Below are 15562 nucleotides of genomic sequence, written 5' to 3'. Positions count from 1 at the left end.
ATCAGCCAGGCGCTTTCGCCGGCTGAATCTTCGGCTCTCGCGGCTTATGCGTCGTCTCTCCCCGGGGATCCTCCGCGTCCGGTATCTCCGGCAGCATTCCGCGCAGTACATCATGCCGATCCCAGAAATGATGCTTTAGCGCCGCAGCCACATGTAACGGAATGATCGCCAGCAACATCGTGACCAGCGCCAGATGAACATCCTCCGCCACGTCCACGATCCGCCACTGTGTCGTTAACGGCAGCTGATCGAACGGCAGCTGCGGCCAGGGAATGACGCCCGCCAAATAGAGCGGCCCCGGCTCTGCGATGGCCGACCACATGGCCCAGCCGCTCAGCGGTAGTCCGAAAAAGGCCAGATAGAACAGGTAATGCATCACATAGGCGACCTGCGTCTGCAATCCTTGGCGATCGGCGTCATTGATCGGTCCGGGTATCATTACGCGCCAGCCGAGCCGCGCGATCGCCAGCACAAGGATCGGCAAACCGACCATGCTGTGCACCTCATAGGCGCGGAGCTTCTCTCCCCCCACCCCCAACCAGCTTGCGTAGTAGCCCCAACCAAGCTGGAATAGGACCAGAAGCGCCATCACCCAGTGAAAGGCGATGCCGACGGGCGAATAGCGGCTCCGTTCCGTGTGTTTGCGTGCCCATGCGCGAAGTGCCCGTATCATGCCACGACCGCCGCAGCCCTTTCTTGTTTCAACCAGCGGACGCACTGGCCAACGCCGCGCGCCCGCAGTCCCCACGCGCCCTCGGCCAGAGTCACCTACTCTGATTATCCCACTGGTTCAATTAACGGCGGCCCCTGCCGTTCCACCGCCCGGAAGCGTCGGGGCGCCGCCCGGCACATCAGGGCACCAGCCGCTGCTTCTCCCTTCTGGTCACCCATAGCGACCATCCCACTCCGATGGCGATCAGCGCAAAACTGACTCCCAGACTCAGCGCCGGCGGGAATTTGCCGCCGTCCAGCAGGAAATCCGCCGCGAAAATCTTGCTGCCGATGAACACCAGGATCGCTGCCAGCGCATATTTGAGGTAATGGAAGCGGTGCACCATGGCCGCGAGCGCGAAATACAGAGCGCGCAGCCCCAATATGGCCATCACGTTAGAGGTGTAGACGATGAAGGTGTCGGTGGTGATTGCAAAGATCGCCGGCACGCTGTCCAACGCGAACACCAGGTCCGCGAAGTTGATGACGATAAGCGCGCAAAGCAGCGGCGTCGCGGCAACTCTGATGCGGCCGGTTTTCGGATCTGGCACATGCGCCAGGAAATGCTCGCCATGCTGTTCAGGTGCCACCCGCAAGTGACGGGAGATAAAGCCGATGATTGGATTCTTCGCCAAATCCACCGGCTTGTCGGCGCCGACCATCATCTTGATGCCGGTCAGGATCAGGAAGGCGGCAAAAAGGTAAATCACCCAATAGGCTTCGTGTAACAGTGCCGCCCCGCCCGCAATCATCAGCCCGCGCAGCACGACCACGCCCAATATGCCCCAGAGCAGCGCGCGATACTGATATTTGGCGGGAATGGCGAAATAGGAAAAGATCAGGCTGATGACGAAGACATTATCGATCGACAGCGCCTTCTCGATAAAAAACCCGGTGAAATATTGCATGCCGAGGTCGGCCCCGCGGGCCCACCATACCCACGCGCCGAATGCGCAGGCGATGCTGATGTAAAAGACGGAGAGTTTCAGGCTCTCACCGATCCCGATTGCCTTGTTCTCCTTGTGAAGAAAGCCCAAGTCGAACGCAGTCAGCGCCACCACGATGGCAAGGAATGCCATCCAGAACCAAGCAGGGGTTCCAAGCCAGTCAGCGGAGAAAAATTCCATGGGAGATGCTCCTCTTTTCAACGGCAAGGTTGACCGGAAAAGCCGCTGCGAAGAGAGGAAGGGATGAGACCAAGCCGCATTCGCACCGGATTTCCCGATGCGGTCCGACATCACGCGCCTTGAAAATCAGCGCGCCAGAGGGGCCCGGTCCGCCGGCGCATGATAGTGCCCAGCTTTCCGGCAATCAACCGTCCACTTCCCGGCAGGCTCAGGCCTATCGAGATAAACAGTGGCTTTGATGAAGTTCGCGCGACCAATGCCTCATCGGCATCAATTCATGCCGATCTTCTTCCGCCATAAAGCCGCGCGAAGCTGAAAGCCGTTTCTCGGCTTGGCTCGTTGAAGCCAATCCGCCTACGGCGCGTTACCGACACCGAAGTCGGGCCGTTGATGGGCTAATTTTCATCGTCCAGGTGGGGAAAGTCAGCTATTTGAGCTGAGCCTCCAAAACTGCCCTTGCCGAATGACTGCGGATGGCTTGACCTCCCGATTAGCGCCCGTTCTACCTCAGCCTCTATAGTTCCTTGTCAACGGCAACGCCTCGCGACGACGGCTGAGCTGAATCTGGAAATTCATATGGGCATGATGGCGGAAGGCAACGATCGCTCCTGCCAAATAGAACTGCCACATACGGAAGAAGCGCTCATCGTACATCGCGATGATCTATTCGCGTGAGGAAATGACTTGTTGATACCAATGTGAAAGTGTCTGAGCATAATGGAGGCGAAGCACCTCCATGTCCGTGATCCAGAGCCGCGCATCTTCGATTGCCGACGCAATTTGACTTAACGCGAGGACATAGCACTAGACCGCATCCGTCTCGGCCGTCCCGGCTGACTTCGACGATCGCTCCGATCAGTATCGCAGGCTGATCGTTGCCAATATTGATCGGGGCGCGCTGTAGCGGGATTGGTCGAAGGTGAGCGCCGTTAGATATTTCGCGTTAGTCACATTGCGCAGATTGATGCCGACCGACAGGTGCCGCGTCAATTCATAGCGTGTCATTAAATCGATCTGGGCAAAACCGCCCTGATCCAGCCGGATCGGCAGCGCAGTGGTGTCCGAAACGCCGCCGGGCTTGAAATAGAAGCTGCTCTGATACTGCACCGATGCGCCGAGCTTGAACCCTGGGAGCGTAGGTGGCGAATAGCTGACGTTGAGCCGCCCGGTGCGGCGCGGGACGAAGGTGCGAACCGGCTCGTCATCTTCGCCACGGATGCGCATGGCGGTGAAGCCCCCGGTCACCTGCAGGCCGGGCGCTGGCTGGCCGCTCATTTCCAATTCGATCCCCTCCGACGTGGCATCGACGCCACGATAAATGCTGCGGCCTAACACCGCGTCGAACCCTGCGCTCTCAGCGGTGTTTTTCTGTCGCGCTTTGAAGATGGCGGCGCTGGCATTAAAGCGTCCGCCGAACCATTCGCCTTTCAGGCCCAGTTCCATATTGTCCCCGGTAACGGCGTCGAGCAGACGGTTGTTCGCATCAAATTCCGTCTGAGGCCGGAAGATCGTCGCGTAGCTGGCGTAGACGCTGATCGACGGTGTCAGGTCGAGCGTCGCGCCGATAAAAGGCGAGAAGCGCGACTTATCGAAATTTTGCGGCGCGCCATAGGATGTGCCGGTGCTTGCGGCATGGGTATAGCTGCCGCCTGCCATCAGCTTGAACGGATCGGCGGGATTTAAGCGGACCAAGCCATAGACGGTTTCGCGAACATTGTGGATATCGAGGCTGAGATCATAGGGGGTGGGGAAGGCGACTTCCGGAAAGCCGCCCTCGAAGAGCGTCTCCAGCGGCAGGGGCACCCCGACCTGCGAGTAATCGTAGCTGGAATATTGAAGATATTTTTCGGCACCACGGGTCGCGCCGAACATTAGGTCATGATCGCGTCCGCCGACCGAAACCTTGCCGCTGACATAGGCATCAAGCGTCAGGTTCCGGGTCGCGCCCTTGAAGGCGCCGGGATAGCTGAAAACGCCCTTGGGATTGTTGGGATCGCTGAGGTCGATGCCACCGGGCGCCTCGCGCGAAGGATTACCGTAGATATAGAAGAGCTTGTCGTCTTCGCTGATCGCGCGGCGCAGCACCGTTATCTTACCGGTCCAGCCATGGCCGAAGTCATGGGTAAGGTCGCCAAAAATCTGACGATCGACAACGCCCCAACCGGACCAGTCCGGCGCGTAGTTGGCGGTTCGGGGGAAAGTGATCCGGGTGCCGTCGGTATAGTAAAGCGGGGTGGCTCCCCACATCGCGCCACGGCTCTGATGATCCTGATGACCGTATCCGGCGCTGATAACGGTATTGGAGCCAAGGTCGGCCTCCACAATGCCATAGCCCGTCCAGCGCCTGACGCCATAACGGTCGATATAACTGTCCGCGTCCGAAAAGACGCCTACCCCACGAGCCCGGATGCTGCCGTCCGATGTCAGCGGGACGCTGACGTCGGCGTCAAGGCGCAGGCTGTCGAACGAACCATATTGGGCATTCGCCGAGGCATTGAATTCGCGATAGGGACGCTTGCGCACGAAATTGACGATGGCCGAGGGATTGCCGGTTGGCGACAACAAGCCCGGCGCGCCGCGCACCACTTCGATCCGGTCAAAAATGGCGGTGTCGATGGACCCTGTCTGAATGCCGAAGGAGAAAGGCAGGCCTACCCCATCGACTTGGAACGTTTGGATATCGAAACCGCGCGCCGAATAGTAATAGCGATCGGTTTCTCCTGCGAGCACGTTAATGCCAGGCACGGTCGCCAGCAGAGAATTGATGTCGGTAAGCTGGAAGTCCTCGATCTGGGCGCGGGTGACGACGCTGACCGACTGAGGGGTTTCGCGCAGGGTCAGCGCCATACGGGCGGCGGTGCGCTGATCCTTGATGCCATAATCGTCGCTGCCTTCGGTGCGTGTCCCCGTGACGATAATCTGCGTCTCGTTCGATCGTTGATCGACTGCTGCATCGGCGGACGGCGTGGCGACAGCAGCCGCGAGAGCGGCGACGAAAATGGGCATTGTCATGACTCCCCTGAACTTGGCCGCGCACCTACTTCGGAAGAACTGCTTTTGCAAGTCATTATCGTTAATTAAAGGTAGCAGTTAATGCATTTGGGCACGCCACAGTGTTTGGGCGATGAAGATCTTTCCGAATGGGCAATCCGAGGCTAACTCGGTTTGAAAGGACAGCTTCCGTTCAAGATCGCCCTTTAGCGGAGCCTCTGCTGATGGCAGATTTGTCTCAGATGTCGCCGCCACCATCGACCCTTTGTCGCCGTTCAGGAGCCAATTTTCGATCCGCAGGTCCGGAAGGGCAGCTATCCGATCCACGCACCTCCAACCCGGGCCAATTGCAGACTGATCGGTTTCAGATGAAGGACGGGAAGAGCAGCCATTGTACTGTTTTTCGGGACATCGTTCAGGACGCAGTGGGTGCCGCTTGCGTCTGCGCCCTTCAGGGCAGTCTCGCCAGCGTCACCATGCGAACGAGTTCCGATAGGGTCTTCGCCTGCATCTTCATCATCACGTTGGCCCGATAAACCTCCACGGTTCTGGCGCTGATCTCCAGATCGAAGGCGATCGCCTTGTTGGCGTGTCCCGCAACCAGGCCGTCCATCACTTCCAGCTCGCGCGGGCTAAGGCTGGCGATGCGGTCGAGTATCGATCGCTTCTCCGCCTGCGCCTGATCGTCCCCGGCCTGCCGGGCAAGCGCCTTGCGGATGGATGACAGCATGAGTTCATCATCGAAAGGCTTTTCTATGAAGTCGGCCACCCCTGCATGCATCGCCTGTATGGCAAGCGGTACATCGGCATGGCCCGTAATGACGATGACCGGCACATTTGCGCCCCGGCGCCTTAGCTCCTCCATCAGTTCGATGCCGTTGCGCCCGGGCATCCGGACATCCGTGACGATGCAGGCGCCTGACAGCGGCGGTGACGAGGCGAGGAAGGCATCGGCGGATGAAAAGGAGCGCACCCGTATTCCCACGCAATCGAGCAGGAACTCCAGCGAATGACGCGCTCCGTCATCATCGTCGATGACGTAAACGATCGCTTCACTCCCCGTCATACAGATCCTCCTCACTCACGCGCGGCAGGGTGACGCAAAATAACGCGCCGCCGCCCTCCCACGGCTCGGCCCAGATTCGCCCGCCGTGCGCCTCGACAATGGTGCGCGAAATGGAAAGGCCGACGCCCATCCCGGTTCGCTTGGTCGTTATGAAAGGCTGAAACAGCCGGTCGGCTACCTCGGGATCGATCCCGGGGCCTGTGTCCGCCACCGTAACCTGCGCCATATTATCGCCTGCGGGCTCAATCCCGATCAGCAATTCGCGACGGGGCAGTGCGACATCGGTCATCGCATCGACTGCGTTGCGGATAAGGTTCAGAACGACCTGCTGGATCTGGACCTTGTCCGCCAGCACCAGATCGACCTCGGGACTGAACTCATATTGCACCCGGATGTCATGCTCCTTGGCACCCACCAGGGCCAAGGCACTTGCTTCCTCAACCATCTTGGGAAGGCTTTCGACCAAGCGCTCCGTCTCGCCCCGCGCGACAAAGTCCCGCAGGCGGCGGATAATGTCGCCCGCTCGCAGCGCTTCCGCCCCTGCCCGTTCCAGTGCTTCACCCACGCGGTCCAGCGGCACCTCTTCGCGCGTCAGCAGCATGCGGCTGCCTTTGAGATAATTGGCGATCGCGGACAGGGGCTGGTTCAGTTCATGCGCCAATGCAGACGCCATTTCCCCAAGCGCGGTCAGCCGCGACACATGAACCAGTTCGTTCTGCAATTCCTGAAGCCGGGCCTCAGCCTGCTGTCGCTCGGTAAGATCGCGGATGAAGCCGGTGAAGTGCCGCTGGCCGCCGACCCGCATCTCGCCAACAGCCAGTTCCAGGGGAAAGGTCGAACCGTCCTTGCGCTGACCCACCACCACCCGGCCCTTGCCGATGATCCGCTTCTCGCCAGTCTTGTAATAGCGGGCCAGATAGTCGTCGTGGGCAGACCGATAGGGGTCAGGCATCAGCATGCTGACATTGCGTCCGCGCACCTCCTCCATGCTCCAGCCGAACATCCGCTCCGCTGCCGGGCTGAAATCCCGTATCAACCCGCCTTCGTCAATCACGATGATGGCATCCGGCACTGTGTCGAGCAACGAACGCAGATGCGCCTCCCGCCGTGCCAGCGCCGCCGTGCCAGTTTCCGCCTCTGCCCGCGCCCGTTGGAACCATTCGCCCCCAAGCCCCACTGCAAGACCGATGATCACGAACGCCGCCGCCGCTATGAGGCTTCCGGCTTCCAGGGGAGCGATCGCCCGGTCGCACAGCAGCCCTGCTGCGGCTCCAGCTATGCAGGCGGCGATCCCGCCGCGCAGACCTGACAAGGCGCTCGCGACCACCACCGCCGGAACGAAGAAGATATAGGTGGCGCGCTGGCCAAGCTCCTCGGCGAAGGCGATGCGCACACCCGCCCCGATCGCCACAGCGACGGCGGCGAGCGCAAGCGTCACGAGAAAGGGCGGCGCGGGCAAGCTCATGGGCCGGAAAGATAATGCGGCTTTGTTCACATCCTCCTCATCGGTTCGGCGCCTTCGCTTCCACCTCCGGTAAAGCCCTTAGGGGACTTGCGGTAGGGACAACATCCGAATTTCTCCCGGCCGTCCAGCGGCATAGATGAGCGTCACAGCAAACAGGCTCGCATCTGGAGATAATTTCATGACCGCACCGTTCATCGATCTTGCCGTCCATCACAAGCCCAAAGGGGTGTCGGACCGGGTCGCCTTTGGCTTTACCAAGACGCTGCGCTGGTGCGCGGACACCTTCTTCGCCGCTCGCTACGGCCATCGCGCTGTGGTTCTGGAAACGGTAGCTGCGGTCCCCGGCATGGTCGGCGCGACCATCACCCATCTCGCCTGCCTGCGGCGCATCTGCGATGACAAGGGCTGGATCAAGACGCTCATGGACGAAGCGGAAAATGAGCGCATGCACCTCATGACCTTCATCGAAATCTCTAAGCCGACCTGGTTCGAGCGCGCGGTGATCATGGGCGTGCAGTGGGTGTTCTACCTGTTTTTCTTCGCTCTCTATCTGGTAAGCGCCAAGACGGCTCACCGCGTGGTCGGCTATTTCGAAGAGGAGGCGGTGATCAGCTACACCCATTATCTTGCCGAGATCGACGAAGGCCGCAGTCCCAATGTGCCCGCGCCGGACATCGCCAAGCACTATTGGAATTTGCCAGACGGCGCGACCCTCCGCGACGTGGTGCTGGTTGTCCGGGCGGACGAGGCTCATCACCGCGACGTCAACCATGGCTTTGCCAATGAACTTGGCGGCCTGCCCGTGGGCGCAATCGCCCACTGCCCGCCCCACGTGCCGCTGGAGCCCATCTGGAAGAAGGCGGCCTGACCTGGCCTCAATGGGAGAGGAGAGCGAAGATGACCAGCGACAATCCGGTCCTGCTGTTCATCGATGATACAGCGCTCCTCTCCTCAATCGAATTCGCCCTGTCAGTGGTGGGGATCAAGGCAGCGGCAGGGTCGGACCTATCCGATCCGGCCGCTGCCGTTGCGCTTGTGGTCGATCGGGACTGCGCGCAGGGGCTTGAACGACTTGCCGACCTTCGGAGAAAATGCGCGACCCCGGCGATCCTGCTAGCGACAAATCCCACCCGCGCGCTTCGCGCTTCAGCCGCTGAGCTAAACGCCATTCTCATTGAAAAGCCGCTGCTGGAAGACGAACTCATGCGAACCCTGAGCCTGATCCTGCAAAGCCAGAAGGCAGCGATATGACGACTGAAATCAAGGAAGAAGATATCGAGCGCCTCGTACCGGCCTTTTATGAGCGGGTCCGGCAAGATCCGGCCTTGGGGCCGATTTTCAATGGCGTGATAGACGATTGGCCCCATCATCTTGGCAAGCTTCAGGACTTCTGGTCCTCGGTCATGTTGACGACGGGGCGCTACAAGGGGCAACCGATGATCGAGCATGTTCGGCACGCCCAGCACATGACTGCCGACAACTTTGCCCGATGGCTGGCGCTGTGGCGGGAGGTCAGCGGCGAGCTGCTCTCTCCCGCCGCCGCAACGGCTTTCCAGCAAAGGGCGGATCGGATCGCGGAAAGCCTGCAACTTGGCGTCCAATTCTACCGCGAAAGGCATGGGCATGATCGATCACCTTCCTGACGGCGTCACGCCGTATAAACGCACACCGACCTTTACCGAGGACACTATGCCGGCAGGTCTGCTGAAAGATCATCAGACGAAGGAAGGCACCTGGGGCCTGATCCGTGTGGAGGAAGGCGAGCTGCGCTATATAGTGACTGATCCGCGCAGGACCCCGTCGGAACTTGTATTGTCCAGTGGGACGCCTCCCGGCGTGGTGGAACCCACCATCTTGCACCATGTCGAACCAATGAGGGCCGTGCGCTTCCATGTCGAATTTTACAGGGCGAATTCCTGACTTGAACGCAATTGCTAAGTGGACCCTTGTCCAACGCCTCCAAAAGTCCGAGCCCGGGGCATGAATTGAGTGACCGCTTCCGCGCTTACGAAAATCGCTGGCGGACGGCAAAAAGTGGCGCGTGGCGGACACGCCGTTGGTTCTGACTCCTCGCTGACGCGAGGAGCCAGCCGAATTCAGATTTCCGTGCCTTCCGCCAGGGTCAGGGCGTCCTCTACATCGACTCCGAGATATCTGACGGTGCTTTCAATCTTCATATCCCCAAGCAGGATCTGGACCGCGCGCAGGTTCCCGGTGGCTTTGTAGATGATCGACGCCTTCGTCCTCCTTAGCGAGTGCGTGCCATAATCCTCGCTTGGCAGGCCGATGCCTGTGACCCATTCATCCACCAGGCGGGCATACTGGCGGGTGCTCATATGGGTCGCGTGATCGGTGCGGCTCGGGAAGGCATAATCCTCCAAGGAGCCTCCCCTCAGCTCCAGCCATCGGAGCAGGCTGGCGCGAGCATCGTCCATCAGCTCGAACTGAACCGGCCGCCCGGTCTTTTGCTGGACGACGATCGCCCGCGTCCGAATTTTTCAGTCACAGACGATATCGCTGATCTTGATCTTCACCAGGTCACAGCCGCGAAGCTTGCTGTCGATGGCGAGATCAAAGAGCGCCCGATCCCGGGTCCGTCCATGCTGATCAAGAAAGAAGCGGATCGCCCAGATCTGACGGGGCTTGAGCGCGCGCTTTGCACCTACCTTACGTCCCGCGTTCCACGACACCCGCTCGCGAGCGGCGGGATCAAATTCTGATAATCCCATGACACATCTCCAGTGGCCATGATGGCCAAGGGGATGAACGTCCAACCAGGCAGGATGCGGCACATCCAGATTCGCCGCACTGTGCATCAAAGTCAGGGAAATTCGATAAACTCACCTAACTCCCTTATAGATCACCTCTGACGGCGACCCTTTGTCGCCATTCAGCTGGCAATTTCTTGTTCCTAGGTGCGGACCTTCCGCTAACCGGCAGGTCGCGACCAACATGCGCCGTTCAGCGACAACGTCGCGAACCGCCGCTATGACCGAAACCTGTCCCGCAGACATAGACTTACCGGAGAGCTAGTCTTACCCGACGAGCGTCGCGGTCAGCCGCTGGGTCCGTCGCTTGTAAGTGTTGTAATCCGCGCATTCACGAAGCGCGTTATCCATCCCGCGTAGCGCGGGCTATTCGTCATAGGCGGCTGCTTCGTCTGGCTGACGTTTCCGCCTGCGCGAATGACGTCGCGGTTAGCCTTGACTATGCCGCAGCGAAGGACTGCCTTGGCCTGGACGGCAGGACGTTTGATCCGGCCTCCGGCAGGCCATCAACGAGACCCAGTGAATTTTCTTTGGGCAATAAGGATGCCAGTCATGGGTCTACCACAGGATGAGTTGGAGCAGCGCTGATGGTGACGATTGCCCGCGCGTTCATAGCGTGAATGCTCGTTCCCTGAGACAACGCATCGGAAGATTTTATTGCAAGCCAGTTATGAGCGTGGAGCCGCATTCTGATAGTCGATCTCTTTTCGGTATGATCCCCCTAAACAATTTGGTCGCTGGAAAAGAAAATGCCCCGCCGGAGCAAGCTCAACGACGAGGCCGAGGTTCAGGACCGCCCGAGGGGAACAGGCGGCAGATCCAATATTAGGTCGCGATCATGAATACGCAATGACCCTGCCAGCGACTGCGTCAGTAAGTGGCCTGCGGTTTATCTGACTTGCGTACCAAGCGGTAGGCTCCAGCAGCGATCGCCGCCAGCAGCCCCAGCTTTGCGACGGTCTTCAACGCACCAGATGCCACATAGCCAATGATCGCGCCCTTCACGCCGCTGTCACCGTCCCGCCGGTCGATCGCTGCCCCAACTGCTGTTCCGATCAGATTTCTCATGCGTCATCTCTCCAATTTGCCTGCGATGAGCGCATGAACCACGCCAAGGTTCCTCCGCCCTGCCAGACCGCGCCGCTCTCCATAAGTGCGCCACGCTCGTCAGAATTGCCGCCACGCCCATCAGGAACGCGCCATCGATATTCATCATTGCCGACTCCTTTTCTGTGAGGCATGTTCCATATTTGTTCTCATGTAGGAAAGGTGATTCTGCGATGGCAGAGCAGACCCCTAATCAGGCGCCACTGCGCAGTGGCGCCAAGGCAATCTACGATACGGTATACCCTTCGTCGGAATGGACGCCGGTGCCATTCGATGAGGCTGAGCGCCTTCAGACCGTCCACTATCGAAACGCCGTCGCCGCTGCCCGCTATTTTCAGCCGGTCGAGCAAGGCGCGCTGTTGTGATCCATGGCCCGCTATCGCGATGGGCTGAAGGTAGCGACTTGCATCTTCGAAGCCGCAGCTTGGCGCTATTCGGTGAGGGTGGCTTGCCGCTGCGGCAGGGAGGAATTCTTTGACGCTCACGGGCTCTGGTGGAAATTTGAGAGGAAAGGCTGGAGCGATGACTTTCGGGACGCCCGACGGCGCTTTCACTGCAAGACCTGTCTAAAACGGCACGGCCGGAAGGTGCGCCCAGCCGTCATTGAAACAAGCAGGGAATCGCCGCGCTATTGCTTTCCACTGCCGGATGAGCGGGAATGGAAGCGCGCGGTAAACCGCTTCAGAGGATAGGATCATGAGCTACAAGGCTGTCCCAGAAGAACTGTTCGACATCCCCGACAATCTTTCACCCGGGGAATATCGCCATGTCTGTGCGCAGGTGGCCCTTCAGGCGGTAACCTATGCCATGGGTTCGCGCGAAGTGAAGGAAGGCCATGCCTCCATCGCGATGCCGATGCTGGCTGAAGCGCTCGCCATGGGTGTCGCCATGCTGATTACGGCTGACGACACCAAGCGAACCCCGCGCGATATTCGCCTGGCGGGTGAACATTTCGGCAAACTGATCGGCGGATTTGCCACGATCCTGCACGATGGCGAGGACCGGACAGGCAACCAGCTGCTTGATATGTTGGGAGTGATGCCGACCAAGCTCAACTAGGAGCGACCATGTGCAATCTTTACAAGGCCCGCAGCAGTGCCGAAGAGCTCGCCCGGCTATTCGGCGCGCTTCCCGATCCGGCCGACCAGATCGCGGTCAAAAAGGATTATGTCGCTCCGGGCAAGCCCGGCCACGTCGTGCGGGAGCAGGAAGGCCAGCGCATTCTGTCGGCAATGAGTTGGGGCTTTCCATTCCAGGGACGGCCCGTCACCAACGTGCGTAACTATACCAGCCCGTTCTGGAAGTCTGCCTTGGCAAATCCCTCCCGGCGCTGTCTGGTGCCCGTCACTGAGTTCCAGGAATGGTCGGTCGAGCCAATGCCTGACACAGGCAAGAAGAAGCCCTTCTGGTTTCGCGTCCCCAGCCAACCGGTTTTCGCCTTCGCTGGAATATGGCGACCCACGGAAAGCCTGCCGGTCTATTCCTTCCTGACCTGTGGCTATGATGGCGACGCTGCCACGCATGTTGTCGGCGCTATCCACCCCAAGGCCTGTCCTGTCATCCTTCACCCGGACGACTATGACCGCTGGCTGCGCGGGGATCTTGACGATGCGCTATCGCTGACGTGCGCATATCCTAGCCAGTTGATGGCCGTCGGTGACGTTTGATTTACGTAACGAAGCTAAGGCCCTAATCCCAGCCAATGTCTAATGTCGTCAAATTCCGCCGCCGCAAAAAGGCGCCCCGTTCGCCTGTCATGCTGGCAAGCTTCGCCATCATCGGCATCGCCGGAGGACTCGCCTCGCTCTCAGTGCCCGATGGAGCGAAGGCCGGGGATGATGTCTCCCGCACCTTTGCCCTCTGCCATACCGGCGGCGGCACCAACTGCGTGGTTGATGGCGATACGATCTGGCTTGATGGGGAGAAGATCAGAGTTGCCGATATTGATGCGCCAGAAACGCACCCGCCGCGCTGCCCAGCAGAAGCAGAGTTAGGCGAGCGTGCGACGCGGCGGCTTCACCAATTGGTCAATGCCGGGCCATTCACTGTGGCCACGCTTGATCGCGATACTGATCGATATGGGAGAAAATTGCGGGTGTTGACACGGGGCGGTCAGTCACTCGGTGATGTGTTGGTTAGCGAGGGGCTAGCCCGAACATGGAGCGGCAGGCGGGAGCCCTGGTGCTGAACGTCAGCGAATTCAGCCGCACGGGCATAATCGCCTGCCAGCTCAACCTTCATCTTTACGCTTAGGCGCTTATGACGACCTCAAGCCTGTGTTCGCCGCCAATCCGAAAGCCATCGTGTTTTCGGTCGGGGCAGCACCAAAATCATTAACGGGATGAACAATGATCGTGACACCGCTCTCACCAGCCGCCGCCGCTTTCCGTAACCGCGTTGAGGACGAAGCGGCCTTTCTCACGACGTGCGAAGGGGGCGACCCTGGCTCGCCCGAGAATCGGTCAATCTGGTTGCTGGGAATCGAACCTGGCTGGTCCCTCGCCGACGAAGCCGCCGATACTGAGATGGAAGGTGAGCGAGCAGCAAAGTTGGAGGCCTACGCCGTCGAACTACAACTTGAATGGCCCCTCAATCGTAAGCGTTTCCTGAAGGCCGCAGCTACGCGGCCTGGGCGATCTGCTGCTGCTCGGACTGCCAGTTCCACGGCATGAGCTCGTCCCACCGGGATGCGGGCCAGCCTGAGGCGATCTTCTCGATGACGTCGGCGATGTAGGCCTGCGGCTCGACCCCGTTGAGCTTGGCCGTCTCGATGACGGAGTAGATGGCGGCGGCGCGTTCGCCGCCGGCCTTCGATCCGGCGAACAGCCAGTTCTTGCGCCCGATCGCGATCGATCGGATGGCGCGCTCGGCGATATTGTTGTCGATCTCCGCCATGCCCTCGTCGATGTAGCGGGTCAGCGCGTCCCAGCGCTTGCGACCATAGGCGAGCGCCTTCGCCATCGCCGACTTGGGCGACAGGCGGCGTAGGGCGTCGTCGATCGCGCCGCGAAGCGCGTCGATCTGTGGCCTTGCTTGCTCTTGCCGGTGTCGGCGCCGGACATCGGGCGGCTGGCCGCGGACGTCCTCTTCGATCCGGTAAAGCCCGGAGATGCGATCGAGAAGATCCGTGGTGAGCGGGGTTGGGCTGGTCTGGTGGCACTCGAAGATCTTGCGGCGGAAGTGCGCCCAGCAGGCGACCTCCTGGATGCCGTTGCCCTGGTAGAGCTTGTCATATCCGGCATAGCCGTCGGCTTGAAGAAGGCCGGTGAATGACCCCAGCTCGCTCTGCGGATGGATGCCGCTGCGATCGGGCGTGAACCGATACCAGGCGAGCGCCGGGGTGGCGGCGCCCGATGCGCGATCATCGACGACATAGGCCCAGAGCCGCGCCCGCGCAGTCCGGCCCTTGCCGGGCACGAGCATCGGCACCGGCGTGTCGTCGGTGTGGAGCTTGGCGGCCTTCAGTCCTTCCTCGCGGATGCGCGGCCTGGCCCGCCCAGCCGGCGAGGGTCGAGCGGTCGATGTCGATGCCCTGCGCCGCCATCATCTCTGCCTGGCGATAGAGGGGCAGATGGTGATCGAACTTGTGGACGACGACATGGGCGAGCGTGGCGAAGCTGGCCTTGCCGCGTGCTATGGCCTTCACCGGCGCCGGTGCCTGGACGATCCTATCGCAGGCGCGGCAGCTATACTTGGGCCGCACGGTGCGGATGACGCGCCACTGAACCGGAGCAATGTCGAGTTGCTCGTCGCTGTCGTCGCCAAGCGGGCGCAGCGCGCCGCCGCAATCGGGACAGGTGCAGCTGCCGGCCTCGGGCTCGATCCGCCGTTCGGAGCGCGGCAGATGATGGGGCAGTGCGCGCACCGGTGAGGGTCGCTCGGCGGGTGCCCGTTCGGTCGTTCGGCTATCGGCGACCTCGGCTTCGCCTTCGAGTTCCTCGAGGGCAAGCTCGAGTTGCTCGATCTGCAGCGCGAGCTTCTCCGACGACTGGCCGAAGGTCATGCGGCGAAGCTGAGCGAGCTGGTGGCGGAGAGTATCGATGAGCGTATCGCGAGCCGCGAGAGCGGCTTCGAGCTCGGCGATCCGGGCGTCTTTGTCGATGCTGGAAGAGGCTGGTTCCGACACCCGGAACACCTAGCAAAACGGGCTCCGCGAAGCCAGTAAAACCCACACTAATCCGCCACTTTTTACCCTGCAAGCAAGGGCGCCGCGGTGCGTTCGGGACGCCGCCAGTCGATGCCTTCGAGTAGCATCGAAAGCTGCGCCGCGGTGAGGCTGACCTTGCCCGCCTTGGTGATCGGCCAGATGAACCGGCCCCGATCCATG

The 15562-nt window shown here is 60.6% G+C and carries 16 protein-coding genes and 2 pseudogenes; 8 read left to right on the top strand and 10 right to left on the bottom strand.

The genetic code is table 11. The features are described 5' to 3' along the window. Position 1: 1 nt before the first annotated feature. The 6 genes from NCHOL11_RS13520 to NCHOL11_RS13495 form a co-directional block, all read right to left on the bottom strand. Positions 2-673: a cytochrome b gene (locus tag NCHOL11_RS13520; protein WP_097093069.1), complete on the bottom strand. Its 672-nt coding sequence runs from the start codon at positions 671-673 to the stop codon at positions 2-4. Positions 674-851: 178 nt separating this feature from the next. After that, a complete protein-coding gene (locus NCHOL11_RS13515) occupies positions 852-1838 on the bottom strand; it encodes a TerC family protein (RefSeq protein WP_097093068.1) in 987 nt (328 codons plus the stop codon). A gap of 507 nt (positions 1839-2345) precedes the next feature. Continuing rightward, the gene (locus tag NCHOL11_RS18415) at positions 2346-2492 is read right to left on the bottom strand and encodes a hypothetical protein (protein WP_217991081.1); all 147 of its coding nucleotides are present in this window, start codon (positions 2490-2492) and stop codon (positions 2346-2348) included. Positions 2493-2693: 201 nt separating this feature from the next. Beyond that, complete coding sequence (locus NCHOL11_RS13510; RefSeq protein WP_097093067.1) at positions 2694-4850, bottom strand: TonB-dependent siderophore receptor; 2157 nt, start codon at positions 4848-4850, stop codon at positions 2694-2696. 430 nt (positions 4851-5280) lie between these two features. Continuing rightward, a complete protein-coding gene (gene fixJ, locus NCHOL11_RS13500; protein ID WP_097093065.1) occupies positions 5281-5895 on the bottom strand; it encodes a response regulator FixJ in 615 nt (204 codons plus the stop codon). Beyond that, on the bottom strand, positions 5882-7360 hold the full coding sequence (locus NCHOL11_RS13495; RefSeq protein WP_097093064.1) for a sensor histidine kinase: 1479 nt from the start codon (positions 7358-7360) through the stop codon (positions 5882-5884). Before NCHOL11_RS13495 ends, fixJ begins: the two co-directional genes overlap by 14 nt. Positions 7361-7538: 178 nt before the next feature. Between NCHOL11_RS13495 and NCHOL11_RS13490 the strand changes: the two genes are divergently transcribed. The 4 genes from NCHOL11_RS13490 to NCHOL11_RS13475 are packed head-to-tail and all read left to right on the top strand — an operon-like array spanning position 7539 to position 9280. Next, positions 7539-8228 (top strand): alternative oxidase, encoded by a 690-nt coding sequence (locus tag NCHOL11_RS13490; protein ID WP_097093063.1) that lies wholly within the window; start codon positions 7539-7541, stop codon positions 8226-8228. A gap of 29 nt (positions 8229-8257) precedes the next feature. Further along, the gene (locus tag NCHOL11_RS13485; protein ID WP_097093062.1) at positions 8258-8611 is read left to right on the top strand and encodes a histidine kinase; all 354 of its coding nucleotides are present in this window, start codon (positions 8258-8260) and stop codon (positions 8609-8611) included. Beyond that, positions 8608-9003: a group III truncated hemoglobin gene (locus NCHOL11_RS13480; protein ID WP_097093061.1), complete on the top strand. Its 396-nt coding sequence runs from the start codon at positions 8608-8610 to the stop codon at positions 9001-9003. The genes NCHOL11_RS13485 and NCHOL11_RS13480 overlap by 4 nt, the downstream gene beginning before the upstream one ends. Further along, on the top strand, positions 8984-9280 hold the full coding sequence (locus NCHOL11_RS13475; RefSeq protein ID WP_097093320.1) for a DUF1971 domain-containing protein: 297 nt from the start codon (positions 8984-8986) through the stop codon (positions 9278-9280). Before NCHOL11_RS13480 ends, NCHOL11_RS13475 begins: the two co-directional genes overlap by 20 nt. Positions 9281-9456: 176 nt before the next feature. On the opposite strand, the pseudogene NCHOL11_RS13470 reads toward NCHOL11_RS13475, so the two are convergent. Both NCHOL11_RS13470 and NCHOL11_RS13465 read right to left on the bottom strand, forming a co-directional pair. Further along, positions 9457-10089 (bottom strand): annotated as a pseudogene (locus tag NCHOL11_RS13470) (tyrosine-type recombinase/integrase). A 909-nt stretch (positions 10090-10998) separates the two neighbouring features. Then, entirely contained in the window at positions 10999-11196 is a 198-nt protein-coding gene (locus tag NCHOL11_RS13465) for a hypothetical protein (protein ID WP_097093060.1), read from the bottom strand. A gap of 212 nt (positions 11197-11408) precedes the next feature. On the opposite strand from NCHOL11_RS13465, the gene NCHOL11_RS13460 reads away from it, so the two are divergent. The 4 genes from NCHOL11_RS13460 to NCHOL11_RS13440 all read left to right on the top strand — a co-directional run bounded on the left by NCHOL11_RS13460 (position 11409) and on the right by NCHOL11_RS13440 (position 13423). Continuing rightward, positions 11409-11600, top strand: a complete 192-nt coding sequence (locus NCHOL11_RS13460) for a hypothetical protein (RefSeq protein ID WP_097093059.1) — start codon at positions 11409-11411, stop codon at positions 11598-11600. Between the two features lie 331 nt (positions 11601-11931). Next, the gene (locus NCHOL11_RS13450) at positions 11932-12294 is read left to right on the top strand and encodes a hypothetical protein (RefSeq protein WP_255254840.1); all 363 of its coding nucleotides are present in this window, start codon (positions 11932-11934) and stop codon (positions 12292-12294) included. 8 nt (positions 12295-12302) lie between these two features. Continuing rightward, positions 12303-12902: an SOS response-associated peptidase gene (locus tag NCHOL11_RS13445; protein ID WP_097093057.1), complete on the top strand. Its 600-nt coding sequence runs from the start codon at positions 12303-12305 to the stop codon at positions 12900-12902. Between the two features lie 35 nt (positions 12903-12937). After that, positions 12938-13423: a thermonuclease family protein gene (locus NCHOL11_RS13440; protein ID WP_255254839.1), complete on the top strand. Its 486-nt coding sequence runs from the start codon at positions 12938-12940 to the stop codon at positions 13421-13423. A gap of 431 nt (positions 13424-13854) precedes the next feature. Here the strand turns inward: NCHOL11_RS13440 and tnpC are convergent. Next, positions 13855-15370 (bottom strand): annotated as a pseudogene (tnpC, locus tag NCHOL11_RS13430) (IS66 family transposase). 53 nt (positions 15371-15423) lie between these two features. Then, on the bottom strand, positions 15424-15562 hold a 139-nt coding region (gene tnpB, locus NCHOL11_RS13425; RefSeq protein WP_141397883.1), incomplete at its 5' end, for an IS66 family insertion sequence element accessory protein TnpB.

This window comes from Novosphingobium sp. Chol11 (assembly GCF_900218065.1).
Lineage (GTDB): Bacteria > Pseudomonadota > Alphaproteobacteria > Sphingomonadales > Sphingomonadaceae > Sphingobium > Sphingobium agri.
The sequence above is the reverse complement of the archived record's forward strand: the minus strand, read 5'-3'. Positions and strand labels throughout refer to the sequence as shown.

Excerpts from the sequence above, each read along its gene's own strand:
- NCHOL11_RS13480 (WP_097093061.1), top strand. The coding sequence starts at position 8,608 with ATGACGACTGAAATCAAGGAAGAAGATATCGAGCGCCTCGTACCGGCC.
- NCHOL11_RS13460 (WP_097093059.1), top strand. The coding sequence starts at position 11,409 with ATGGCAGAGCAGACCCCTAATCAGGCGCCACTGCGCAGTGGCGCCAAG.
- fixJ (WP_097093065.1), bottom strand. The coding sequence starts at position 5,895 with ATGACGGGGAGTGAAGCGATCGTTTACGTCATCGACGATGATGACGGA.
- NCHOL11_RS13510 (WP_097093067.1), bottom strand. The coding sequence starts at position 4,850 with ATGACAATGCCCATTTTCGTCGCCGCTCTCGCGGCTGCTGTCGCCACG.
- NCHOL11_RS13485 (WP_097093062.1), top strand. The coding sequence starts at position 8,258 with ATGACCAGCGACAATCCGGTCCTGCTGTTCATCGATGATACAGCGCTC.
- NCHOL11_RS13440 (WP_255254839.1), top strand. The coding sequence starts at position 12,938 with ATGTCTAATGTCGTCAAATTCCGCCGCCGCAAAAAGGCGCCCCGTTCG.
- NCHOL11_RS13495 (WP_097093064.1), bottom strand. The coding sequence starts at position 7,360 with ATGAGCTTGCCCGCGCCGCCCTTTCTCGTGACGCTTGCGCTCGCCGCC.
- NCHOL11_RS13515 (WP_097093068.1), bottom strand. The coding sequence starts at position 1,838 with ATGGAATTTTTCTCCGCTGACTGGCTTGGAACCCCTGCTTGGTTCTGG.
- NCHOL11_RS13475 (WP_097093320.1), top strand. The coding sequence starts at position 8,984 with ATGATCGATCACCTTCCTGACGGCGTCACGCCGTATAAACGCACACCG.
- NCHOL11_RS13520 (WP_097093069.1), bottom strand. The coding sequence starts at position 673 with ATGATACGGGCACTTCGCGCATGGGCACGCAAACACACGGAACGGAGC.
- NCHOL11_RS13450 (WP_255254840.1), top strand. The coding sequence starts at position 11,932 with ATGAGCTACAAGGCTGTCCCAGAAGAACTGTTCGACATCCCCGACAAT.
- NCHOL11_RS18415 (WP_217991081.1), bottom strand. The coding sequence starts at position 2,492 with ATGTACGATGAGCGCTTCTTCCGTATGTGGCAGTTCTATTTGGCAGGA.
- NCHOL11_RS13490 (WP_097093063.1), top strand. The coding sequence starts at position 7,539 with ATGACCGCACCGTTCATCGATCTTGCCGTCCATCACAAGCCCAAAGGG.
- NCHOL11_RS13445 (WP_097093057.1), top strand. The coding sequence starts at position 12,303 with ATGTGCAATCTTTACAAGGCCCGCAGCAGTGCCGAAGAGCTCGCCCGG.
- NCHOL11_RS13465 (WP_097093060.1), bottom strand. The coding sequence starts at position 11,196 with ATGAGAAATCTGATCGGAACAGCAGTTGGGGCAGCGATCGACCGGCGG.